Annotated in this window: 20 protein-coding genes; 16 read left to right on the top strand and 4 right to left on the bottom strand. The window is 69.9% G+C overall.

Going from position 1 to position 24,476, the window contains the following annotated elements; all coding sequences use genetic code 11:
• The first annotated feature begins 35 nt into the window (after positions 1–35).
• From QQS16_RS41870 to QQS16_RS41890, 5 genes are all read left to right on the top strand, one after another.
• A complete protein-coding gene (locus QQS16_RS41870) occupies positions 36–1,334 on the top strand; it encodes an ABC transporter substrate-binding protein (RefSeq protein WP_286067882.1) in 1,299 nt (432 codons plus the stop codon).
• Positions 1,335–1,384: 50 nt separating this feature from the next.
• Positions 1,385–2,269, top strand: a complete 885-nt coding sequence (locus QQS16_RS41875; RefSeq protein WP_286067883.1) for a carbohydrate ABC transporter permease — start codon at positions 1,385–1,387, stop codon at positions 2,267–2,269.
• A gap of 6 nt (positions 2,270–2,275) precedes the next feature.
• Positions 2,276–3,172 carry a carbohydrate ABC transporter permease gene (locus QQS16_RS41880; RefSeq protein ID WP_286067884.1) on the top strand — a complete coding sequence of 299 codons (897 nt, stop codon included), beginning with the start codon at positions 2,276–2,278 and terminating at the stop codon, positions 3,170–3,172.
• Positions 3,169–5,784 carry a family 78 glycoside hydrolase catalytic domain gene (locus tag QQS16_RS41885; RefSeq protein WP_286067885.1) on the top strand — a complete coding sequence of 872 codons (2,616 nt, stop codon included), beginning with the start codon at positions 3,169–3,171 and terminating at the stop codon, positions 5,782–5,784. The genes QQS16_RS41880 and QQS16_RS41885 overlap by 4 nt, the downstream gene beginning before the upstream one ends.
• A 191-nt stretch (positions 5,785–5,975) precedes the next feature.
• Positions 5,976–7,409: a family 43 glycosylhydrolase gene (locus QQS16_RS41890; RefSeq protein ID WP_286067886.1), complete on the top strand. Its 1,434-nt coding sequence runs from the start codon at positions 5,976–5,978 to the stop codon at positions 7,407–7,409.
• A 293-nt stretch (positions 7,410–7,702) separates the two neighbouring features.
• On the opposite strand, the gene QQS16_RS41895 is transcribed toward QQS16_RS41890, so the two are convergent.
• Entirely contained in the window at positions 7,703–8,584 is an 882-nt protein-coding gene (locus tag QQS16_RS41895) for a helix-turn-helix domain-containing protein (RefSeq protein ID WP_286067887.1), read from the bottom strand.
• Positions 8,585–8,752: 168 nt separating this feature from the next.
• Between QQS16_RS41895 and QQS16_RS41900 the strand changes: the two genes are divergently transcribed.
• The 11 genes from QQS16_RS41900 (at position 8,753) to QQS16_RS41950 (ending at position 20,115) form a co-directional block, all read left to right on the top strand.
• Positions 8,753–9,769: a zinc-dependent alcohol dehydrogenase family protein gene (locus tag QQS16_RS41900; protein WP_286067889.1), complete on the top strand. Its 1,017-nt coding sequence runs from the start codon at positions 8,753–8,755 to the stop codon at positions 9,767–9,769.
• 83 nt (positions 9,770–9,852) lie between these two features.
• Positions 9,853–10,518: an SDR family NAD(P)-dependent oxidoreductase gene (locus tag QQS16_RS41905; RefSeq protein WP_286067890.1), complete on the top strand. Its 666-nt coding sequence runs from the start codon at positions 9,853–9,855 to the stop codon at positions 10,516–10,518.
• 17 nt (positions 10,519–10,535) lie between these two features.
• Positions 10,536–11,069, top strand: coding sequence for a cyclophilin-like fold protein (locus tag QQS16_RS41910; RefSeq protein WP_286067891.1), 534 nt, complete (start codon positions 10,536–10,538; stop codon positions 11,067–11,069).
• 168 nt (positions 11,070–11,237) lie between these two features.
• Positions 11,238–12,494, top strand: a complete 1,257-nt coding sequence (locus tag QQS16_RS41915) for an MFS transporter (protein ID WP_286067893.1) — start codon at positions 11,238–11,240, stop codon at positions 12,492–12,494.
• 70 nt (positions 12,495–12,564) lie between these two features.
• Positions 12,565–13,332 (top strand): SDR family oxidoreductase, encoded by a 768-nt coding sequence (locus QQS16_RS41920; RefSeq protein ID WP_286067894.1) that lies wholly within the window; start codon positions 12,565–12,567, stop codon positions 13,330–13,332.
• 93 nt (positions 13,333–13,425) lie between these two features.
• Entirely contained in the window at positions 13,426–14,193 is a 768-nt protein-coding gene (locus QQS16_RS41925) for an SDR family NAD(P)-dependent oxidoreductase (protein WP_286067895.1), read from the top strand.
• A 36-nt stretch (positions 14,194–14,229) separates the two neighbouring features.
• On the top strand, positions 14,230–14,643 hold the full coding sequence (locus tag QQS16_RS41930; RefSeq protein WP_286067896.1) for a (R)-mandelonitrile lyase: 414 nt from the start codon (positions 14,230–14,232) through the stop codon (positions 14,641–14,643).
• 345 nt (positions 14,644–14,988) lie between these two features.
• Positions 14,989–15,639: a (2Fe-2S)-binding protein gene (locus QQS16_RS41935; RefSeq protein WP_286067897.1), complete on the top strand. Its 651-nt coding sequence runs from the start codon at positions 14,989–14,991 to the stop codon at positions 15,637–15,639.
• Between the two features lie 12 nt (positions 15,640–15,651).
• A complete protein-coding gene (locus QQS16_RS41940) occupies positions 15,652–16,632 on the top strand; it encodes an FAD binding domain-containing protein (RefSeq protein WP_286067898.1) in 981 nt (326 codons plus the stop codon).
• Positions 16,629–18,824 (top strand): xanthine dehydrogenase family protein molybdopterin-binding subunit, encoded by a 2,196-nt coding sequence (locus QQS16_RS41945; RefSeq protein WP_286067899.1) that lies wholly within the window; start codon positions 16,629–16,631, stop codon positions 18,822–18,824. The genes QQS16_RS41940 and QQS16_RS41945 overlap by 4 nt, the downstream gene beginning before the upstream one ends.
• Before the next feature lie 160 nt (positions 18,825–18,984).
• Positions 18,985–20,115, top strand: coding sequence for an XdhC family protein (locus QQS16_RS41950; protein WP_286067900.1), 1,131 nt, complete (start codon positions 18,985–18,987; stop codon positions 20,113–20,115).
• Positions 20,116–20,691: 576 nt separating this feature from the next.
• Here QQS16_RS41950 and QQS16_RS41955 read toward each other — a convergent pair.
• From QQS16_RS41955 to QQS16_RS41965, 3 genes are all read right to left on the bottom strand, one after another.
• Positions 20,692–20,937: a hypothetical protein gene (locus QQS16_RS41955; protein ID WP_286067902.1), complete on the bottom strand. Its 246-nt coding sequence runs from the start codon at positions 20,935–20,937 to the stop codon at positions 20,692–20,694.
• 186 nt (positions 20,938–21,123) lie between these two features.
• Complete coding sequence (locus QQS16_RS41960; protein ID WP_286067903.1) at positions 21,124–23,181, bottom strand: RICIN domain-containing protein; 2,058 nt, start codon at positions 23,179–23,181, stop codon at positions 21,124–21,126.
• 223 nt (positions 23,182–23,404) lie between these two features.
• On the bottom strand, positions 23,405–24,469 hold the full coding sequence (locus QQS16_RS41965) for a LacI family DNA-binding transcriptional regulator (RefSeq protein ID WP_286067904.1): 1,065 nt from the start codon (positions 24,467–24,469) through the stop codon (positions 23,405–23,407).
• Between the last annotated feature and the right edge of the window lie 7 nt (positions 24,470–24,476).

The following is a 24,476-nucleotide window of genomic DNA, read 5'->3' on the forward strand; positions in this document are numbered from 1 at the left end:
AAGCGTTTCAACGCACTGCGCGCCGAGGAGCACCTGTGCACAAGACCCTCAGGACCCGCCGTATCGCCCTCCTGGCGACCGCTGCCACCGCGAGCCTGCTGCTCAGCGCCTGCGGCGGCGGGAGCGCCTCCGGCGGCGACGTCAAGGCGTTCACGCTCACCATCAACGACGACAACCACATCGTGCAGCAGCAGCTCACCGCCCTGGGCAAGGGCTCGTGCGCGTCGCAGAACAAGGCTCTGCCGCTGAAGATCCAGACGCTGCCGATCGGCAACGTCGACCAGAAGGTGCAGCTTCTCGCCGGCCAGAACGCCCTGCCGGTGCAGTTCGCGGCGGGAGGCACACCGCAGCTCACCAAGACCCTGGACAAGGCCGGGCAGGTCCTCGACCTGGAGAAGACGCTCAAGGACCTCGGCGTCTGGAACGACATCCAGCCGGCCGCCGTCAAGACCGTCGAGAACCTCTACGGCAAGTTCAACGTGATGCCCTACCAGTTCAACATCGAGGGCATCTGGTACAACAAGAAGCTCTTCGCCGACCACGGCATCGCCGTCCCGACCACGTACGACCAGTTGGTCGCGGCGGCGGCGAAGCTCAAGGGCGCCGGTGTCACCGCGTTCTCCGCGGACGGGAAGGACGGCTGGCCCCTCACCCGTCTGGTCAGCGGCTACATCTACCGCGAACTCGGCCCGGACGCCCTGCGGGCGGTGGCGGACGGCAAGGCCAAGCTGACGGACCCCGCCTACGTGAGGGCCGCACAGGCCATCGCCGACCTGGGCAAGGCGGGCTACTTCGGCAAGGGCGTCGGATCGATCGACTACGACACCGCAGCGCAGCAGTTCCTGACCGGCAAGGCCGGGATGTACTACATGGGCAGCTGGGCGCTCGGCGACTTCAACGACCCGGCCAAGAACAAGATCGGTGCGGACAACGTCGGCTTCATGCCGTTCCCGGCCGTCGCGGGCGGCAAGGGCAGCGCGGACCAGATCCCGGCCAACGTCGGTCTCCCGGTCGCCGTCTCCGCGAAGTCCTACGACGCCAAGGTCGGCGACTGGCTCTCCTGCATCAGCAAGAACTACGGCGCCGCCTCGCTGAAGGACCAGGGCACGGTCTCCGGGTTCAAGCCGGGCGGCGACACCGGCACCCTGCCTCCGCTCACCCAGACCGTCCAGGACACCATCACCAAGACCAAGACCAGCACCCTGTGGTTCGAGGCGCTCTTCAACACGAAGGCGACAGAGACCAGCCAGACGAACGCCGCGCCGCTCGTCAACGGATCCATCTCGGCCAGGGACTTCATGCGGAAGATCCAGGCGGATCTCGACAACGGCTGACCCCTGCCGCACCACCGTGATCCGCCCCACCCCTTCGTGAGAGAGCCGACATGCGTTCAGTTCTGGGAGACCGCCGTGCCATCGCCGTCCTGCTGGGCCCGGCGCTGCTGGTGTACACCCTGGTCATGCTGGTACCGATGGGCTGGTCCCTCGGCTACACCTTCTTCAAGGGCAACGTCATCGAGGGCTTCACCTTCGGGGGGCTCGGAAACTTCGACAAGCTCTGGCACGACCCGCAGGCGCACTCGGCGCTGTGGTTCACCTTCAAGTACGCGATCGCGGTCAGCGCCGGGCAGGTCCTCTGCGGGTACCTGCTCGCGCTGCTCTACGTGTTCGTCCTGCGCAAGTCGTCCGCGGTCGTCCGTACCCTGGTGTTCTTCCCGGTGATCCTTCCGACGGTCGCCGTGGCCCTCATGTTCCAGAAGCTCTTCGCCGTCGCCCCGCAGAACGGTCTGGCCAACGTCGCTCTCGAAGGGCTCGGCATCCAGCACGGCGACTGGTTCGCCGGCGCGGGCGGCTCCTTCATGGTCCTGGTCGTCATGGACGTATGGCGCTCCATGGGCTTCTACGGCGTCCTCATCTTCGCCGGGCTCCTCGACATCCCCGACGAGACCCTCGAGTCGGCACGGATGGACGGCGCCACCGGATGGCGGCTGATCCGGCACATCGTCCTGCCGCTGTCCGCGCCCGTGCTGCTGTCGTCGGTGGTGTTCAGCATCAACGGCACCCTCAAGGTCTTCGACTCGGTCCTCGCCCTGACTAACGGCGGACCGGGCAGCGACACGACGCCCCTGACCCTCTACATGTTCCGCACGGCGTTCTCCTACGGCGACTACGGCTACGGCAGCACCATCGCCTCGCTGCTCACCGTCGTCTGCCTCGGGGTGACCCTCGTCATCTTCCGCTTCTCGCGCCGCGACCTGACCAAGGGCTGAACCTCCATGACCGACACGATGACGGCACCGCCGGGGGAACTCCGGCGCAGCCCGCGGCCGGCCACCGTCCGAGGGCGGGCGCATGCCCGGCACCTGACGCGCAACCTGCTCGTCGCCCTTCTGGTGGTCGTCGAGGTGGCGCCGCTGCTGTGGCTGCTGCTGAGCTCCTTCAAGACCCAGTCCGAGTTCGTCAACGACCCCGCCTGGTCGCTGCCGGGCAAGTGGGACCTGCACAATTACGCCGACGCGTGGACGAGCGGGCACGTCGGCCTGTACATCCGCAACAGCCTCCTGGCCACCGTGCCCTCGCTCGCGCTCATCATCGTCCTGGGTACGGCCGCCGGCTTCGCCCTGGAGGTGATGATCTGGCGCGGACGCCACCAGGTGCTCCTGGTCTTCCTGCTGGGCATCATGGTGCCGAGCCAGATGATCCTTCTGCCCCTGTTCCGGGTGTACTTCCAGAGCGGGCTGTCCGGCACGATGTGGCCGCTGATCATCACCTACACCGCGGTCGGCCTCCCGCTCACCGTCTTCATGATGGCCACCTACTTCCGGGCCGTCCCGCGCGAGATCTTCGAGGCCGCCACCCTCGACGGGGCGAGCATGCTCACCGCGTTCTGGCGGATCGGATTCCCCGTCGTCCGCAACGCCGTCTTCACGGTCGCGCTGGTGCAGTTCTTCTTCATCTGGAACGACCTGCTCGTCTCGCTCACGTTCACCACCGACGACAGCCTGCGCACCGTCCAGGTGGGGCTGCTCAACTTCACCGGTCAGTACGGAGAGACGGCCTACGGACCGCTGTTCGCCGCGATCAGCATCAACGTCGTCGGCGCCCTGGTGCTCTACCTGCTGATCAACCAGCGCATCATCAAGGGCCTGACCGCCGGCGCGGTGAAGGGATGAGCGACGAGCGGATACCCGCGGTGGCCGTCCCGACCGCGGAACATCACCGGGAGCCGTTCGGCATCGGCGAGTCGTCGCCCCGGATCTCCTGGAAGACCACAGCACCCGCCTGCTGGACGCAGCACGCGTATGAGATCGAGGCCGTCCGCGCCGACGGGACGCACCGCACGGGCTGGGTGACCTCCCAGGACTCCGTGCTCGTCCCCTGGCCCCTGCGGCCACTGGCGTCCAGGGAAGCCTGCGAGGTCCGGGTGCGGGTCCGCGGAACCGACCAGGTGGCCAGCGACTGGAGTCAACCGCTGCGGATCGAGACGGGCCTGCTGACACCGGCGGACTGGACGGCGTGTGCGATCTCGCCGCACGAGCCACACCGGTCGGAGAGGCCGGACGCCGAGCACCGGCCACCCCTGCTGCGCAAGGAGTTCGCCGTCGCCGCGGACGTCGAGCGCGCACGGCTGTACGTCACTGCCCACGGCCTGTACGAGATCGAGATCAACGGCCGACGGGTCGGCGACCACACCCTCGCGCCCGGCTGGACCAGCTACCACCATCGGCTGCGCTATCAGACCCACGACGTCACCGAGCACCTGCGCGCCGGCGCCAACGCCATCGGCGCGTGGCTGGCCGACGGCTGGTACCGCGGGCGCCTGGGCTTCGGCGGCGGCCACGCCGACCTCTACGGCTACCGGGTCGCGCTCATCGCCCAACTGGAGATCCTCCACCGCGACGGAACCGTCACCGTCATCGGCACTGACACCTCCTGGCTCGCCGGCCAGGGACCGATCCTCACTTCGGGGCTCCTGGACGGCGAGACCTACGACGCGAGGGACGAGCTGCCCGGCTGGTCGAAGCCCGGATTCGACGATGCCGACTGGTCACTGGTAGACGTCGTCGACCGGGACCTGGCGACCTTGGTCGCGCCCACCGGCCCGCCGGTGCGCTGTACCGAGGAGATCAGCCCCGTCCAGGTGACCGCTCTTGACGCCGACCGTCTTTTGGTGGACTTCGGGCAGAACCTCGTCGGCAGGGTCTGTATCACGGTGGACGGTCCGGCAGGGCACACGGTCGTCATCCGGCACGCCGAGGTGCTCCAGGACGGTGAGCTGTGTGTGCGCCCCCTGCGTGATGCCGTCTCCACCGACCGGTACGTCCTGCGGGGTGCAGGACCCGAGACGTGGGAGCCACGCTTCACCATCCACGGGTTCCGGTACGCCGAAATCACCGGCTGGTGCGGCGGCGGCGACCCGGGCCGTGACATCGTCGCCCGCGTCCACCACACCGACATGGCCCGCACCGGCTGGTTCGAATGCTCCAACGAGCAGGTCAACCGGCTCCACGAGAACGTGGTGTGGAGTCTGCGCGGCAACTTCGTCGACCTTCCCACCGACTGCCCGCAGCGTGACGAGCGGCTCGGCTGGACCGGTGACATCCAGGTCTTCGCGCCCACGGCCGCCTTCCTGTATGACTGCCACGGCATGCTCGCATCCTGGCTGCGCGACGTCGCCGTCGAACAGCACGCCGACGGGACCGTCCCCTGGTACGTACCCGAGATCCCGGGCGGCGAGCAGTGGACCCCTGCCAGACCCGGCGCCGGCTGGGGCGATGTCGTCGCACTCACCCCGTGGGATCTCTACCGGGCCTCGGGCGACTCCGGTCTGCTCGCCGCACAGTACGAGAGCGCACGGCGATGGGTCGACCTCATCACCGAACTCGCCGACGAGTCGGGCCTGTGGAATCGCGGCTATCAACTCGGCGACTGGCTCGACCCGTTCGCACCCCCCGAGGACCCCAGCGCCGGCCGCACCGACCGCCACCTCATCGCCACGGCGTACTACGCCTGGTCCCTGCGGCATGTGGCATGGACCGCCGACGTCCTGGGGCGCGAAGATGACCGGGACCACTACGGGGAACTCGCGCGACGCGTCCAACAGGCGTTCGCCGACGCGTACCTGCTGCCCGACGGCCGCATGACCAGCGACACCCAGACCGCGTACGCCGTCGCCCTACAGTTCGACCTTCTCCCCGACGCGGAGTCCCGGGCCGCGGCGGGACATCGCCTCGCCGAACTGGTCGAGGCCGGCGGGCACACCATCCAGACCGGTTTCATCGGCACTCCGCAGGTCGCCCCCGCGCTGACCGCCACTGACCATGACGAGACCGCCTACGCCCTGCTTCTCCAGCACGAGTGCCCCTCGTGGCTGTACGCGCTCAAGCATGACGCCACCACCGTCTGGGAACGCTGGGACAGCATGCTGCCCGACGGCACCGTCAATCCGGGCGAGATGACCTCGTTCAACCACTACGCCCTCGGCGCGGTCGCCCAATGGCTGCACACCACGGTCGCCGGACTCAACGTGAGTGCGCCGGGCTACCGAGACATCGTCTTCCGCCCACGACCGGGCGGCGGCCTCACCTGGGCCAGCGCCGCCCACGAGTCACCGTACGGGCGCGTGGCGATCCGGTGGGAGATGCAGGAAGCGAATCTCACCGTAGAAACGACCGTGCCCACGGGAGCCACCGGACGGATCGAGTGGCCCGACGGCGGCGTGAGCACCCTGCCGACCGGAACCACCACCACCCGACGACCGTATCCCGGCCCCGACTCACACTGACCCGTCCATGATCCCGGCCTCACTGCTGCCGAATCCGGCCCAGACAGCCGGCAGGTGACTGTCCTTCGGGTACGCAGCAGGGCCGCCCTCCAGGAGCCGGACGTACCCACTGGCCCGCGGCCCACCGCGGGCCAGGACGGACGCGTCCTGCCGGTTCGCACCAACACCACAGCGAAACAAAGGAGTCTCGCATGAGCAGCCATCACGCCGCCGATGAGTCCCGCCCCGGGATACGCAGACATCGTCAGCATTCCGTCCTCGCCACGATCGTGGTCGCCCTCCTGACCGTTCTCGGCTTGATCACAGCCTCCCCCGCACAGGCACTCAGCGGTGATCTGCGCATGCACGACCCGAGCGTCATCAAGGTGGGCAGCTGCCACTACGGCTTCTCCACCGGATTCGAGAACGACTCGCTCAACCCCAGTGGATCCATCACCATCCGCAGGACGTGCGCCGGCACCGCGGCATCCGGATGGACCAAGGTGGGGAACGTCTGGGAGTCGACCCCGTCCTGGATCACCAGCACGCTGGGCTCGACCCCGCCCAACATCTGGGCACCGGACATCAAGTACTTCAACGGCAAGTACCACCTGTACTACGCCGGTTCCCGCTGGGGCACCAACTACGCCGTGATGGGCCTCGCCACCGCCACCAACATCGAGGGCCCCTGGACCGACCAGGGCATGGTCACCGACGTCAACTACCCGATCGACCCCAACGTCGACTGGGGACCGGACGGCCGGCTCTACATCTCCTGGGGTTCCTGGACCGGCTCCGGCACCTACATGCACGTCCTGGACCAGTCCACCGGCAAGCTGTCCACCACCGACCACAACCTCTGGCGCATCGCCGTCGACATCGAGAACCCGACGATCATCCTCAACGGCGGCTACTACTACCTGTTCGGCTCCAAGGGCCTGTGCTGCAGCGGGACCAACAGCACCTACTACACCGTGGTCGGCCGGTCCACCAGCATCACCGGACCGTACCGGGACCAGAACGGCACCGACATGGCCTCCGGCGGCGGCACGACCGTCCTGACCGGTGCCTATCCCAGGGTGGCCGCCGGCGGCGCCGACGCCTACGACGACGGCGCCTCCAAGTTCCTCGCATACCACTACTACGACGGCGACAACTCCGGCCGGGAGACACTCGACATCCGCCAGGTGACCTTCGCGGGCGGCTGGCCCGTCATCGCCGACCCGCTGGGGGCCCCGAACAACCACCTTCTCAACCGCAACAGCGCCAAGTGCGCGGACGTCTGGAGCCTGAACACGGCGGACGGGGCCGCAGTCAACTCCGGCAACTGCAACTCCGGCGCGAACCAGCAGTGGGTGCCCACCGCCGTCGGCTCCAACTACCGGCTGGTCAACGTGAACAGCGGCAAATGCCTGCAGATCTCCGGCGCCTCCACCGCCGACGGCGCGGTGGCCGTCCAGTCCACGTGCACCGGGGCCTCGCACCAGCTGTGGACGAGGACGGCGGTGATCGGCGGCTACGTGACCTTCGCCAACGTCAACAGCGGCAAGTGCCTCGAGGTCGCCGGAGCGTCGACCGCCAACGGCGCGGCCCTGGACCAGTCAACGTGCACAGCCGGCGCGAACCAGCAGTGGATGGTCGTCTGACGCGCAGCGCTACCGCCGTCCGGCGGTGACTCCGGGCGGGCCGTACACCTCGGCCTGCCCGGAGTCGACATCTGCGCGATCAGGACCGCCACGTCGCGCGACGAGCGACGGGGCAGTGCTGATCGATTCCACCTGCGACTGCCCCCTGCTGTCCGCCGTTGGAACCGTCTGCGCCGCGGGCTTCGCTCTCACCGGCGACTTCCCTCCCGCTGTCCCGCGTCGGGACAGCCGGCCTTCTGTCGTCGGGACGGCCTTTCGCCCACCACGGGGCGCGGGGGCGATCCACGTCGCGGTCAGCTGACGGGGGAGGAGGCCGGCAGGTCTTGGTCGGCGGCCCAGGAGGCCAGGATGCGCAGCCGCTCGTGGGTGGGGGAGCCGGGTGCGGCCGTCCAGACGGTCAGGTGCTGGTCGGGGTCCGTGTTGGCGGTGAGGGTGTCCCAGTCCAGGACGAGTTCGCCGACGACGGGATGGTTGAGGGTCTTCGTGCCCACGGTGCGGGCGGCGACGTGGTGATCGCCCCACCAGCGGGCGAACTGCTGGTCCCGCAGGGACAGTTCACCGACCAGCTCGATCAGGCGGGGATCCTCGGGATACTGCGCGGCCTCCATCCGGAGCTGGGCGACGGCGATGTGCGCGGAGGTCTCCCAGTCGGCGTAGAGGGTGCGCATGGCGGGGTCCGTGAAGATGATCCGCGGGTAGTTGCGGTGCTTTTCCGCGAGGCGGGAGAAGTCGGTGACCAGGGCGGCGGCCAGCGCGTTCCAGGCCAGGATGTCGCCGCGCCGGCCCTGCACGATGGCCGGAGTGGCGGTGAGGTCGTCCAGGACCCGCTGCAACTGCGGCTGGACCTTCTGCCGGCCGCGGCGCCGGGTTCTGGTGGTGGTCTTGCCGGCGAGCTGGAAGAGGTAGCCCCGCTCGTCGTCGTCCAGATGGAGTACCCGGGCGAGGACGTCCAGTACGGGCGCCGATGCCTGCATACGGCCCTGTTCGAGACGCGTGTAGTAGTCGGTGCTGATGCTGGCGAGCTGGGCGACCTCCTCGCGGCGCAGCCCGTCCACCCGGCGGGGCCGGTCGGTCTCGGGGAGGCCGACCGCGCGCGGGCTCAGCTCGGAGCGGCGCTTCTTGAGGAATTCTCCCAGCTCATTGAGGGGAACGTTGGCAGTCATGCTGCCCAGCATGGCACCGTTCGCACCTGGGGATGGGGGGAGAAATTCCTCCCAGGATGGTTTCCTCCCGGGATTGATTTCTCCGCTTCTCGCGCTTGCCCTCGCGTGTGAGGCTCGGTACCGAGCAGCCGATCCTGATCTCGGCTGCGGCATACCGACCCTCGCACCGAAGGAAGACCCATGCGCGGAGCAGTCATTCACGCCCCCGGCGATGTGCGCTTCGAGAGCCTCGACGACCCGAAGATCCTCCAGCCGACCGACGCGGTGATCCGTACGGTCGCCACCTGTGTGTGCGGCTCGGACCTGTGGCCCTACCGCGGCGCGGAACCTGTCGACGAGCCTCATCCGATGGGGCACGAGTACGTCGGCATCGTCGAGGAGGTCGGCAGCGAGGTCGCCAACGTCAGGCCGGGCCAGTTCGTGGTCGGCTCGTTCGCCACCTCGGACAACACCTGCGTGAACTGCCTGAACGGCTGGCAGTCCTCCTGTCTGCACCGCGAGTTCATGAGCACCTGCCAGGCCGACTACGTCCGCATCCCCAACGCCCACGGCACCCTCGTCGCCACCGACGAGCACCCGGACGCCGAGCTGGTGCCCGGCCTGCTCGCCGTCTCCGATGTGATGGGCACCGGCTGGTACGCCGCCCTCGCCGCCGAGGTGAAGCCCGGCTCGACGGCCGTGGTGGTCGGTGATGGAGCGGTCGGGCTGTGCGGTGTCATCGCCGCGAAGGAACTGGGTGCGGAGCGGATCATCGCCATGTCCCGTCACGCGTCCCGCCAGAAGCTCGCCCTGGAGTTCGGCGCCACCGACATCGTGGCCGAGCGCGGCGACGAAGGCATCTCCCGCGTCAAGGACCTCACCGGCGGCATCGGCGCCGACAGTGTGCTGGAGTGCGTCGGCACCGCGGATTCGATGCGGCAGGCCCTGCATTCCACCCGGCCCGGCGGCAACGTCGGCTTCGTCGGCGTCCCGCACGAGGTGGCCATCGACGGCGAGGAGCTGTTCTTCTCCCATGTCGGCCTGCGCGGCGGCCCCGCCCCCGTGCGCCGCTTCCTGCCCGACCTGATCGACCGCGTGCTGACCGGCCGCATCAACCCGGGCAAGGTCTTCGACCTCACCCTGCCCCTGGACCAGGTCGCCGAGGGCTACAAGGCGATGGACGAGCGCCGCGCCATCAAGGCCCTCCTCAAGCCCTGACCGCACGCGTCCACACCCGGGGGCCGCACCCAGGCGGTGCGGCCCCGGACCGCACGCCATCCTCGCTCACACAAGGACCGACCATGACGACCTTCGCCCTCGTCGGCGCCGGCCCAGGCCTCGGGCTCGCCACCGCCCGGCGCTTCGGAGCCGCCGGCCACACCGTCGCCCTCATCGCCCGTGACGCGGAGAAGCTGGACGGCCTGACGGCCGACCTCGCCCAGGACGGCATCCAGGCGCGCCGCTACCCCGCCGACGTCCTCGACCTCGAGTCCCTGACCGCGGCCCTGTACGCAGCCGCGGCCGACCTGGGGCCCATCGAGATCCTCCAGTACAGCCCCGTGCCCCGCGCCGACTTCATGAAGACGGTCCTCGACACCAGCGCCGACGACCTCGACGCCCCGCTCGCCTTCTCCGTCAAGGGCCTCGTCACCGCGGTGAACGCCGTCCTGCCCGCCATGCGCGAACTCGGCCGCGGCACGCTGCTGTTCGTCAACGGCTCCAGCGCCGTACGCCCCAACCCGAAGGTCGCCGGCACCTCGATCGCCTTCGCCGCCGAGAGCGCCTACGCCCGCATGCTGCACGACACGCTCGCTCCGGAGAACATTCACGCCGCCCAGCTCATCATCCCCGGAGCCATCCGGCCCGACGCCGAGCACAGCAGCCCCGACGTGCTGGCCGAGCGCCTGTACGACATCCACCAGGAACGGGACGGCTTCCGGCACTACTCCGAGCCCCTGCCCGACTGACTCCCAGGACGACACCCATGAACTCGGCCGCCCTCCGTGCCCTCGCCTCCGCAGCCACGGCCGCCGCCGTCCTCCTGACCGTGGCGTCCTGTACCGACACCTCGCCGGCCTCCCCATCTGCGACATCCTCGGCCCGGCAGCAGACACCGACGGCCGAGGCACCGTCCGACAGGAACACCGCACCGTCCGACAGGAACACCGCCATGGACATCCGGGTCACCCTCGACGGCCGCCCCGTCGACGCCACCCTGAACGACAGTCCCGCCGCCCGTGACTTCGCTGAACTGCTCCCGCTCTCCCTGGATCTGGAGGACTTTCACCAGACGGAGCGGATCGCCGACCTGCCGCGCAGGCTGACCACCTCGGGCGCTCCCGAGCCGCGCGCGCCGAAGGCCGGCGACCTGACCTACTACGCGCCCTGGGGCAACCTGGCCCTCTTCTACCGCGACGGCGACTCCGCCAACCCCGACCTGCTCATCCTCGGCCACATCGACGCCGACGCCGACCGGCTTGCCGGGGCCGACCGGATCACCATCGAAGCCGCGCCCTGACCCGCCCCCGTTCGTCCCGACAGGAAGGGGGGGAGGAGATCCTCCCCCTTTTCGTCCGGTTCGCCGCATGGGACCGTCGAAGACGTGGCCGCGCCGTCCACTGTCCGCCCCGACGGCTTCAGCCGCCACCACGATCCCCCGATGTCCACGCAAGGAGAGACCACACGTATGCCTTCCGCGTCCGGGACCACCCCCGGCAAGCTACCCTTCGTCGTCTGGGTGCTCGCCGTCGGCACGTTCCTGATGGGGACCACCGAGTTCGTCGTCGCCGGCCTGCTGCCGGAGCTGGCCGGTGACCTCGGAGTCAGCGTCTCCCACGCCGGCCTGCTGATCACCGCCTTCGCCATCGGCATGATCATCGGCGCGCCCACCATGGCCATGGCGACCCTGCGTCTGCCGCAGCGCCAGACGCTGGTTCTGGCCCTGTCCGTGTTCTGCCTCGGACATCTGGTCGCCGCCCTCAGCACCTCCTTCACGATCGTCCTCGCCGCCCGTGTCGTCACCGCCCTGGCCACCGGAGCGTTCTGGTCCGTCGGCTTCGTCGTCGCGACCACCGCCGCAGGCCCGCACAACGCCACCCGCGCCACGGGCGTCATGATCGGCGGGCTGACCCTGGCCAACGTCGTCGGCGTGCCGATCGGCTCCTTCGCCGGCCAGTTCACCGGCTGGCGCGGCCCCTTCTGGGCCCTGGCCGTCCTCTCCGGGCTCGCCGCCGTGTTCATCGGCCGCTTCATCCCGGCCCAGGAGCAGCGCTTCGAGGCGTCCATCAGGGCAGAGGTCCGGGCGCTGCGGCAGGGCCGGCTGTGGCTGGCGCTCGGTGCCGCGATGCTGATCATGGGCGGTGTCCTGGCGACGTACACCTATGTCACGCCGCTGCTGACCGACCGCGCCGGCATCCCCGCAGGCGCCGTACCGCTCGTCCTCATCGCCTTCGGCGTGGGAGCCCTGGGGGGCACCACCACAGGCGGCCGCCTGGGTGACCGGCGTCCGATGGCCACCACCATCACCGCTGCGGCGGCCACCGCTCTGGTTCTGCTCCTGATGATCCCGTTGTCCACCAACCCGGTGACAGTCACCGTCCTCGTCTTCCTCATGGGCCTGACCGGCTTCACGGTCAACCCGGTCGTCACCGCCCTCGCCATGCGCTTCGCGGGCGACGCACCTACCCTCACCTCGGCGCTGACCACCTCCGCCTTCAACGTCGGCGTCGCCGCCGGATCGGCGATCGCCGGTACGGCCCTGGACTCCTCCCTCGGCCTGACCGGCCCGCCCCTGGTCGGCACCGTCATCGCCGCCCTCACCCTGCTGCCCCTGATCGCCCTCGCCGTCCACGGCGCTTCCCCCAAGGGCCGGATCGTGGCCCGCAGCAGCGCGTCCACGCAGGCGCGCCGCGACGAACCCGCCCAGGTGCCGGCGCAGCACTGACCCACGCCCGGATCCGCGTACTGCCGAATGCGAACCCGACGACGTACCAGCAAGCGAGAGGACTCCGCACATGACCGTGAGCGACGAAGCCTTCGCCGGCAAGGTGGCCTTCGTGACCGGAGCCGGCTCCGGCATCGGCCGCGCCACCGCCGTCGCCTTCGCCCGCGCCGGGGCACGCGTCGCCCTGGCAGACCTGTCTCGGGACGGGCTGCGGGAGACAGCACGGCTTATCGAGGAGGCAGGTGGGCAAGCTCTGGCTCTCACCTGCGACGTCACCAGCGAAGACGACGTGAAGTCCGCGCTGGACGAGACCGTGCAGGCGTTCGGGCGCCTGGACGCTGCCTTCAACAACGCCGGCGTCGAGCAGCCGGTCAAGCCGGCCGCGGACATTTCGAAGGACGAGTGGGACCGCGTCATCGGCGTCAGCCTCACCGGCATGTTCCTGTGCATGAGGCACCAGATCCCCCTGATGCTCCGGCAGGAGGGCGGCGCGATCGTCAACGCCTCGTCCGGCGCCGGCGTCAAGGGCTTCAAGGGACAGGCGGCCTACGCCGCCGCCAAGCACGGAGTCGTCGGCCTGACCCGCTCGACCGCCCTCGACTACGCAGCGTCCGACGTCCGCGTCAACGCCGTCTGCCCCGGCATCATCGACACCGAAATGATCCAGCGCTTCGCCGAAAGCACCCCCGGAGGACGCGACGCCCTGATCGCGGACGAGCCGATCGGACGCCTCGGCACCCCGGAAGAGATCGCGGCCGCCGTGCTCTGGCTCTGCTCGGACGCCGCCTCCTTCGCCACTGGCCACGCCCTGGTCGTCGACGGCGGCCAAACCGTCTGACGGCGGCTCACCAAACCTTGCCGCCGCTGCTCATCAAGCAGCCCCAGTACTACTCGCACCGCCATCCCTCAGCGCTCGAAGGGACAACCCGACGTGAATCCCAGCTTCGACTTCACCGGCCAGGTCGCTCTCGTCACCGGGGCCGGCGCCGGTATGGGCCTGGCGACCGCCCGCGCGTTCGCCGAGTCCGGAGCCGCCGTCGCTCTCACCGACATCGACGAAGCAGCTGTGAACGCGGCCGCGAAGGAACTCACCGACGCCGGTCATCAGGTCCTCGCCTTCACGTGCGACGTCAGTGACGAGGACCAGGTCGCCGGAGCGGTCGACCGCACCGTCGAGACCTTCGGCCGCCTCGACATGGCCTACAACAACGCCGGCATCCAGATCCCGCCCAGCGATGCCGCCGACGAACCCGCCGAGCGCTTCGACCGCGTCAACGCCATCAACCTCCGCGGTGTGTGGGCCTGCATGAAGCACGAACTGCGGCACATGCGCGCCCAGGGCAGCGGCGCCATCGTCAACTGCTCCTCCCTCGGCGGCCTCGTCGGCCTCCCCGGCCGCGCCTCCTACCACGCCTCCAAACACGGAGTCATCGGCCTGACCACCAGCGCCGCCCTCGAATACGCACCCCGCGGCATCCGCATCAACGCGATGTGCCCCGGCACCATCGACACCCCCATGGTCAGCGACATGATCGCCAAGGGCGAGCTCGACCGCGCCGAGGCCGAGGCCAACCAGCCCATCAACCGGCTCGGCACTGCCGAGGAGATCGCCCAGGCGGTCCTGTGGCTGTGCAGTCCCGGAGCGGGCTTCGTGGTCGGCGTCGCCCTCCCCGTCGACGGCGGCTACGTCGCCCGCTAGAGACAGCCCGACCCACGAAGAGAGCAGAGAAAGATCATGGAATTCATCAAGCAGCAGCCCAGCAGCAAGGCCCCGGCGGACTGGTTCACCGGCGACGTGTGGTGGGACGTCATCGTGGCGGGCCAAGAGCCGTCCCGGATGCGCGCCAACCTGGTCCGCTTCTCACCGGGCGCGCACACCAACTGGCACTCCCACGCCGTGGGCCAGACCCTGCACGTCGTTTCCGGCATCGCCCTGATCGGCACCCGCGACGGCACGATCCTCGAGGCCCACCCCGGCGAGACCGTCGCCTGCCCTCCGAACGAGGAGCACTGGCACGGCGCCGCCCCCGACCGGTTCATGGAGCATATCGCCATGTGGGACGGCACAGACGACGGCACCCCCGAGACCACCTGGGCCGAGCCGGTCACCGACCAGCAGTACAACAGCCCCCGCACCCGCAGCCAGTAGCCCCGGCCGACCCATCCCGCAACCCCGGCTCACTCAAGACGTCAGGGCGCCCCGGAGGAGGGCGTGTGGGTCCGACGGCCCAGGCAGGGAGGCGGCGCGGCTCTGTCTCCTGCCCCTCCCCGCGCGAAAGTGCCCCCGATGACGTCGGCCATTCGCTCCTGACGGAGCGTAAAGGGGGGAGGAAAGTCTCCCTGTCACGAGCGTTGCCGGTGGTGCGAGACTTCCCCCGCGACCAGTCGCCGCCGCCAAGGCGCGCAGTGGCCCGGTTCCCCGAGGTGACGACGCTCCGTTCTCCTGTCCCGCTGGTGTGTACAGCCGATCCGTCCGCGATCCGAAGGCGTACGTATGTCCACTGAACTCCCCGAGTCTGCCGTTCCGCCCCCCACCGAAGCCGGCGAGTCCGCCCCGGCGCCCACTCGGCGCACCTTCATCGCCACCAGTACGGCGGTCGGTGGTGCGGTCGTCGCGAGCGGGGTGATCGGAGGATCACTCCTCGCGGCTCCGGAGGAGGCGGCCGCCGCCGAGGCGCCGCCCTCCAGCCGCGTGTCCCTGACGGTCAACGGCACCCGCCGGACCGTGACGGTTGACAACCGCACGTCGCTGCTGGACCTGCTGCGCGAGCACTTCGACCTGACCGGCTCCAAGAAGGGCTGCAACGCCGGGGCCTGCGGCGCGTGCACCGTGCTGGTCGACGGCCGGCGAGTCAACTCCTGTCTGACGCTGGCCGTTCGCCTGGAGGACGCCGAGGTCACCACCATCGAGGGCCTGGCCGACGGCGACCGACTCCACCCGCTGCAGCAGGCGTTCATCGACGAGGATGCCTTCCAGTGCGGGTACTGCACCCCGGGCCAGATCGTCTCCGGTGTCGGCTGCATCCAGGAGGGCCACACCGGCTCTCCGGAGGAGATCCGGGAGTGGATGAGCGGCAACATCTGCCGCTGCGGCTGTTACGTGAAAATCGTGCGCGCGGTCGAGCAGACCGCCGCCCGGAAGTAAGGAGCGGCCGTCATGCATCCCTTCACCTACACGCGCGTGTCCGACACGCGGGAAGCCCTCAACGCCGGTCGTCGCGGCGGTCGTTACATCGCCGGCGGCACCACGCTGGTCGACCTGATGCGGGAGACCGTCGAGCGCCCCGAGGCGTTGGTCGACATCAGCGGTCTGCCGCTGGACGAGGTCACCGTCACCGAGCGCGGCGGGCTGCGTATCGGTGCCCTGGTGACCATGTCCGAGGCCGCCGCCCACCGCAAGGTGCGCACCCTGTTCCCGGTCGTCTCCGAGGCGTTGGAGCTGAGCGCGTCGGCCCAGCTGCGGAACATGGCGACCATCGGCGGCAATATCATGCAGCGCACCCGCTGCACCTACTTCCGGGACGTGACCGCCGACTGCAACAAGCGCGAGCCCGGTTCCGGCTGTGCGGCGCTGCACGGCGTCAATCGTTCGCACGCGATCCTGGGCACATCCGACGCCTGCGTGGCCACCCATCCCTCCGACGTGGCCGTGGCGTTCACGGCGCTTGAGGCGCAGGTGCGCCTGCTGGGCCCGGACGGGGAGCGCCAGGTCCCCTTCGCCGACTTCCTGTTGCGGCCGGGCAGCACCCCGAACCGTGAACAGGCCCTCAGAAAGGGAGAGTTGATCACCGCGGTGGAAATCCCCGCGGTGCCGCGTCCGCTGAAGTCGGGCTACCTGAAGGTGCGTGACCGGCAGTCCTACGAGTTCGCCCTGACCTCGGCGGCCGTCGCGCTGCATGTGCGCGGCGGGGTGATCCGCGAGGCGAGAGTGGCCGCCGGAGGGGTGGGCACGGTGCCGTGGAAGCTGCCGGCCGTCGAGCGGCACCTCGTCGGCGAGCGCCCCTCGGACTCGTTGTGGACGGCCGCTGCCGCCAAGGCGGCGGAAGGCGCCCGTCCCCTTCAACACAACCGGTTCAAGATCCAGTTGCTCCAGCGGACCGTCGAACGCCAGCTGCGCATCGTAGGAGGTACCAAGTGAGCCCCCAGCCGCAGGCAGCCGTGGGTGCGCCGCTGTCCCGGGTGGATGGCCGGCTGAAGGTCACGGGCAAGGCTCAGTACGCCGCCGAGTTCGATGTCGACGGGGCGGTGCACGCCGTCATCGTGGACGCGAGCATCGGCCGCGGGCGTATCACCGGCATCGACACGGGCGCCGCCGAAGCGCAGCCGGGCGTGCTGCGGGTGATCCACCACGGCAACGCGCCGAAGCTGCCGTACCGCGACAACGCCGGGTCGAACAACCCGCCGGGCCGGCGGCTGCGGGTCTTCCAGGACGACCGGGTGCTCTTCCACGGCCAGCCGGTCGCCGTCGTGGTCGCCACCACCCTGGAGGCCGCGCAGCACGGCGCGAGCCTGGTGAAGGTCGAGTACGACGGCGAACAGCCCTCGACCGACCTGCACGAGGCGGAGCGGGACAAGCCGACGAACTACGCGCGCGGCGATGCGGATGCGGGCCTGCGCGGCGCTCCCGTACGGCTGGATCTGACGTACCAGCTGGCGCGCAATCACCACAATCCGATGGAGCCGCACGCCACCATCGCCCGCTGGGACGGCGACAAGCTGACCGTGTGGGACAAGACGCAGTGGGTGATGGGCACGCATGACGAGCTCGCGGCCGTGTTCGGCCTGCCCGCGGAGTCGGTGCGCGTCATCAACCCGTTCGTCGGCGGCGGTTTCGGCAGCGGGCTGCGCTGCTGGCCGCACAGCGTCGTCGCCGCCCTGGCAGCGCGGGAGACGAAGCGTCCGGTCAAGCTGGTGCTGAGCCGCAAACAGATGTACTTCGGCACCGGCTTCCGGCCGTCGTACGAGTACCGGCTGCGCCTCGGCAGCGACCGGCGCGGCCGGCTGACCGCCGCGATCCACGACATCGACGCCGAGACCTCCTCGTACGAGACGTTCACCGAGGCCGTGATGGGCGCGGGGCAGATGCTCTACAGCATGCCGAACGTCAGCCAGGCGTACCGGACGGTCCCCCTGGACGTGAACACTCCGATCTGGATGCGTGGCCCCGGCTTCGCCTCGGCGTCGTTCGTGATCGAGTCGGCCATGGACGAGCTCGCGCACAAGCTGGGCGTCGACCCGATCGAGCTGCGCCGGCGCAACGAACCGAACGAGGACGAGTCGAGCAATCTGCCGTTCTCCACTCGTCGGCTGCGCGAGTGCTACACCGTCGGCGCCCGCGAGTTCGGCTGGCAGCGTCGCTCCGCCCGGCCGCGTTCGAGGCGCGAGGGCGATTGGCTGATCGGCCTGGGGATGGCCGCCGGTGTCTACGACCCCGGGCGTTACCCCGCACAGGCCCGGGCCCGCCTCGATGCCGACGGCACCGCCGTGGTCGAGGCGGCCACCAGCGACATGGGGCCGGGTACCTACACCTCCCAGACCCAGGTCGCCGCCGACGCCCTCGGGCTGACCATGCGCACGGTCACCTTCCGGCTCGGCGACTCGCTCTACCCGCCGACCTCGCCGCACGGCGGCTCGGCGACCATGGCCAGCGTCGGCACCGCCGTCCACGACGCCTGCAACCAGGTGCGGCAGCAGGCGATCGAGCTGGCCGTCGAGGACCGCGAGTCACCGCTGTACGGGGTGAAGGCGGACGACGTGGTCGTACGCGGCGGCCGGCTGCACGTGCAGGGCAATCCGACCCGCGGCGAGACGTACCGGACGCTACTGGCCCGCAACAACCGCACCCACCTCGAAGCGGGCGGCTCCTACACCGGGCCGCCCAGCCCAGAGCGGCACTCCTACCACGCCTACAACGCCACCTTCGCCGAGGTCGCCGTCGACGCGACCTTGGGCCTCGTGCGGGTCAGGCGCATGCTCGGCGTGTACGACGCGGGCCGCATCATCAGCCCCAAGCTCGCCGACAGCCAGGCGATCGGCGGCATCGTGGGCGGCATCGGCACGGCCCTCCTTGAGCACACGGCCACCGACCACCGCGACGGCCGGATCGTCAACGCCAACCTCGCCGACTACCTCGTCCCCGTCAACGCCGACGTCCCCGACGTCAGGGCGATCTACCTGGACGGCGAGGACAACGACGGCAACGCGCTCGGCGTCAAGGGGCTCGGCGAGGTCGTCCAGGTGGGTGTGGCGGCCGCGATCGGCAACGCGGTCTTCAACGCCACCGGCCGCCGCATTCGCGAACTGCCCATCACCGCGGAGGCGTTGCTCTGACCCGTGCGCTTCGCCCCGGCGCGGTGCACACCGCTCGACCGGCGGCCCGCGCTCCGTCCGGTCGCCGGACCTTCCAGGGCCGCCGCCGCATGACGCTTTCCCCGGCGTCGTGGCGGCGGCCCGCTCACCTTCCGATCCTGTTCTGCCATGGAGAACCGCCATGCTCAACATCGCGGACACACTGCACCGCTGGTGCCGCGAAGCACGCCCCTTCGCCCTGGCCACCGTCGTCGACGTGCACGGCAGCGCACCCCTGCCCGTCGGTACGTCGGTCGCGGCGGACGAGGACGGCACCGCGGTCGGCAGCATCTCCGGCGGCTGCGTCGAGGGCGCGGTCTACGAACTGTGCCGACAGGTGCTCCACGACCGGGGCACTCCGCAGCGGGCCTGGTTCGGCTACTCCGACGACGACGCCTTCGCGGTCGGCCTGACCTGCGGCGGCGAACTCGACGTCCTCGTCCAGCGCATCGATCCCGCAACCCAGCCGCACTTGGTCACGGCCCTCTCCGAGATCGACCGAGGGCGACCGGTCGCCGTGGCACAGGTCGTGGACGGCCCGGAGCGCCTCCTCGGCTCCACGATGAGCGTGCTCGGCGGTGACCACGCCGACCACGGGCGCGTGGACGGCGGGTCGGCGGACCGGGCGGTGGCCGACCAGGCCCGGGCCCTGCTGCGGGCCGGCCGCACCGCCCGCGTCGACATCGGCGGGGAGGGAGACGGATGCCCCGACCGGCTGTCCGTCCTCGTCCACGTGCAAGCGTCCCGGCCGCGCCTGCTGGTCTTCGGCGCCGTCGACTTCGCCGCCGCCCTCAGCCAGGCCGGCCGCTTCCTCGGCTACCGGGTCACCGTCTGCGACGCCCGCCCCGTCTTCGCCACGACCGCACGCTTCCCCCACGCGGACGAAGTGGTGGTCGACTGGCCCCACCGCTACCTCGAACGCGCCGAGGTGGACGAACGCACCGCCGTATGCGTCCTCACCCACGACGCCAAGTTCGACATCCCCCTGCTGCGCCTGGCCCTCAACCTGCCCGTCGCCTACGTCGGGGCCATGGGTTCCCGGCGCACCCACGACGAGCGCATGCGCCGCCTGCGCGAGCAGGGCGTCACGGAGAGCCAGTTGGCCCGGCTGCGTTCCCCCATCGGCCTCGATCTTGGAGCCTCCACACCCGAGGAGACGGCCGTCTCCATCACCGCGGAGATCATCGCCCAGGCCAACCACGGCACGGGCAGACCTCTGACCCAGATCACCGGCCCGATCCACCGGCCGTCGGAGTTGGCGGGCTACCGGTAGGCCGGCCTCACGAACCGACAAGGGCTCATCGTCCCTCTGAAGGCAGCCTGTACGTCATGACGCTCGTTTGACGCTCTGGGCTCCCGCAGGCGGGACAGCGATCCGAGAAATGGCCTCTGACCTGGTCTTTTTCGAGACTTGTTCAAGCCGACATCTTTCCGATGACCTCGCACGTGGAGTGCGTGGCGATTTTGGAGCCTGCTGCAAAGGGGCTCTGACCTGCGACTTTCTTGGGTTTTCCAGATGTGGTCGGTGGTGCTCGACCTGTTTCCCGAAGTCCACTGCGTTGAGCATGTTGTAGGTTCCAGCCACGTGGCTCACCCGCGGTTTCGCAGCGGGGGCGTGGGTCTGGAACGTTCTGCCTCAACTCCGTATGAGACGGGTTCGGGAGATGTCTTGACGCTCGGTCGGCGCTGTTTCTGACGGAGTGTGAGGCGTCGTCCTGGGTGCCGGTCGGGTAGAAGCACAGCGGCGCCGCGGTGGCTGCCCCGCCGGTGAGCACGGCGCACAGGCCGCCACCGTGGTGGGCGGGTACGGACGGCGATCATCAGCAGGCGGAGCAGGACCGCCACCACCTCACCGGGGCCGAACATGCGTATCCGCTCCGTCGTCGCGGCCCACGGCGGTCAGCGCCAGGGAAGCACCGGCTGGTAGGCGGCCCGCAGTCAGGGGGGTGAGCCACGCGGGCCGATGGGCACCGGGCCAGGGAACAGCCGCGAGGCCGAGCGACAGGAGCAGGAGCACCGGCCAGAGGGTCTTGCCGTTGGCGACGCGGATGAGCACGTCCGCGGCGGCCAGCAGGACCAGCGTGGTGACACCCACCGCGCGCAGGCAGCCCTGTCGGCGGGTCCGCGTCGTGGTGGGGTCGTGTGTCGCAGGCAGGAGGTGACATCGGTCATTGCAGGGAGGACGGTCAGTTGCGCCTCGGCCGCTCGGTCGGGGCTGACGGCAGGGGCGGGAACCGCTTCGTCGGCGGTTCCCGCCCCTGGTCATGGACCGTGGGAGCCGTCAGTTGATCCGGACGATCTTCCAGAGCTGGTCGTCGAGGTCGGCGCTGCCCCACTGGACGACGGCTGCTCCGTCGGCGGTGGAGGACTGGGCGACGCCGGCGACGAGGGTGCTGTTCACGTTCCGGAGCTTGTAGTACCCGCCGCCCGCCTCGGTGAGAGTCCACTTCTGGGAGGCGGCGCTGGAGGCGGTGTTCTGGACGACGGCCGCGCCCGTGGCGCCGGAGGATCCTTGGATGTCGAGGTTGAGGTTGCTCTTGGCGTTCTTGATGGTCCAGGCGCCGCTGCCCGCGGACTGGAAGGTGAAGAGCTGGCAGGTGCAGGCCGTGTTCTGCCACTGGCCGACGGCGGTGCCGGCAGTGGTGGAGCCGTTCGGGATGTCGAGGTACTTGCCGCTGTTCTTGTTGACGAGCACGTACTGACCGGTGCCCAGGGGCGGCAGGGCGGTCTGGGTGAGGTTCCAGCGCTGGCAGTCGCAGCTGGTGGCGGCCCACTGCCCGGCGGTGGTGCCGACGGTGGTGGAACCGCCGGGGATCTCCAGGTACTTGCCGGTCAGCCGGTTCACCAGGGAGTAGCCACCCGCGGGGTGCGGGGAAACCGCCCACTCGTGGTCCACGGTGCCGTTGTCGTCCCACTGCAGGACCTTGGCGCCGTTGGCGGTGGACTGGTTCTCCACGCCCAGGACCTTGCCGCTGGCCACGTTGAAGATCTTGAAGTGGCCCGAGGGCTGCTGCTCGAACCGCCACTTCTGGTCGCCGGCGTTGTCGGCGCTCTGCTGGGTGGCGTAGGTGCCGTTGGTGGTGGAGCCGCCCGCGATCGTGAGCAACTGGCCGCTGCCCGCGTTGGAGACGGTGTAGGTGGCGCCGTCAGAGATGCCGCCGGCCAGGTCGATCGTGCTGTATCTGACGGGGTTGGAGAGGTTGCTGCCGCCGCGTCCCGCGCTGAGTATCAGCAGGCTGTGCCCGTCGGGGAGGGACGTCATGCCGCGGCTGTAGCCGCCGACGATGTTGGCGTTGATGCGCGTCCAGGTGTTCGCGGCGCCGTTCTGGGTGTTGATGAACAGGTCCTCGGCGCTGTTCGCGCTGACGACGAGGGTGCCGTTGGCGCCCCCGGTCGGCAGCCAGGTCATGTAGGGAGCGCTCTGCGGCACCACGCCGTCCGTCGTCCGCAGCGGGATGCCGGTGACCGAGCCGAACGCCTCCGGGTCGGAGGAGATCTTGTAGTAGACGGAGAAGTTGCCCTCGGGAGCACCGCCGTACTCGTACGACATGACGTACTTGCCGTTCGGCAGCTTCGCGACGGTCGGCATGCCCGGACGGTTACTGGCGGTGGGCATGGCCACGTCGTCCACGACGGGGCCCCAGGTGCGGGCGTCCGTGGAGACTTGGTGCACGATCTTCTGGCCGTGGTCGGGGTCGCGCTGGTCGGAGTAGTAGACGATGAGCTTGCCGCCGGAGACCAGGAAGAACGGCTCCCAGACCGGGGTGTTCCCGTTGGTGTCGAAGGCGGCGCCGCCGATGGCGATGTTGGTGACAAAGCTCCAGGTCTGCCCGCGGTCGGTGCTGGCGTACAGGTCGATCTTGGTGGCCGACCGGTCGGAGGGCACGGAGTCACCCGCGGCCAGGATCGTGCCGGCCGGGAAGTCGCCGATGGCTGTGGGCAGTTCGAACAGTTCGGGCTGCCAGCGCATGCCCCAGCCGTTCTGGGTGTCGGCGACGTCGGAGAGCTTGCTCCAGGAGTTGCCGTTGTCGGTGCTGCGGTAGATCGGGAAGACGGGCTTACCGGAGGTGTACTGCTCGAAGGTGGAGAGCAGGGTGCCGTTGGCTGATCCGTTGTGCTGCAGGCGCAGCGCCCGCGGATACAGCGAACCGGGCGAAGGCGCACCCGAAGGCGGGGTGTACATCGTCTGCGAGGGACGGGAGAGGGCCTGTGCCCGGTCCGCGGCAGGCAGCATCATCGTCGCCGCGGCGACGATCAGCGCCAGAAACAGGAACAGGAGAGTGACGGGGCGGGAACGCCGAGCGGCGTCGGGTCTGACGTCCAACAGTGCAGGGGACATGTGCGGCTCTCAGGACGGGGGAGGGATGGGGTGTTTCGGTGCCCGCCGCCCCGGGACGGATCCGGGTGGCAGCGGCGAGCCCGGCGTGCGTATCCGACGCGTACGCGACTTCGGCGACGCGGCGGCGCGGATCGGACCGGCCGGCGCTCAGTGAGACAGCCGGCGAGTGACAAGCGGTGCCGGGGAGTGCGGGTGTGCGTGCTCCCTGCTGCTCCCGGGCTGCTCAGGTGGTGCGCCGGACCGCTTTGTCGGAGTGGGACGGCGGAGGCGCGGTCGAGCCGCGGACGACGAGTTCGACCGGTGGGTCGCTCGCCTGCGGCAGGTCGGTGTCGGGCTTCTCGATCGCATGCACGAGAAGGCGGATGCCCTCCCGTGCCGCGGCCTCGAAGGGCTGACGGACGGTGGTCAGGGGAGGAGAGACGTAGGCGAAGACCGGGTTGCCGTCGAAGCCGACGACGCTGATGTCCTCCGGCACGCGACGCCCGGTTTCCCGCAGGGCGTGGATGAGGCCGATGGCCATCTCGTCGCCCGCCGCGAAGATGGCGGTCACAGAACGGTCCGAGGCCAGCGCCCTGCCCACGGCATGGCCGGAGGCGGCCGACCAGTCACCGTTGAGCAGCGGTGGCTCGTGCGCGCCCCGCGCCGCGAGCGCCGCCCGCCATCCCTCGATACGGTCCTTGGTGGCGTACCAGCGCCGCGGACCGGCCAGATGATGAACGGTCGCGTGCCCCAGGTCCAGCAGATGTTCGGTGGCAGCCCGGGCCAGTTCGTGGGCGCCCACACCCATGGTCACGGTGCGGGCGGCGTTGAATGCGGGCGGCGCCCCCAGGAAGAGCACCGGCACGTCGACGCGGAGGCTGACGTCTCCCTCCACGATGGGTTCGGAGACGATGACGCCGTCCACCCCCTGTTCGAGCAGCGACTCCACGGCGCCGGCGATACCCGCCGGGTCGCCGTCCGGTGTGTTGACCACGCGGAGCGCGTAGCCCGCGTCGCGCACGGCCCGCTCGATGTGCACGAGCAGTGAAGCGGTTCCGTACCCTGCGGTGCCCAGGGCGACCACGCCGATGGAGCCGGTACGCCCGGAGGCCAGTGTCCTGGCCGCCTGGTTCAGCCGGTAGCCGAGTTCCTCAGCGGCTGCGAGGACTTTTGTGCGGGCCTCTTCGGAGACATACGGCTCGTTGTTGAGGACCCTGGAGACCGTCTTGCGCGACACCCCGGCCAGCCGGGCCACGTCCGCGCTGCGCGGCACAGAGGAGCCCTCGCTCCGCCCCCCCACTTGTGCCATGAAGTCT

Source organism: Streptomyces sp. ALI-76-A (assembly GCF_030287445.1).
Lineage (GTDB): Bacteria > Actinomycetota > Actinomycetes > Streptomycetales > Streptomycetaceae > Streptomyces.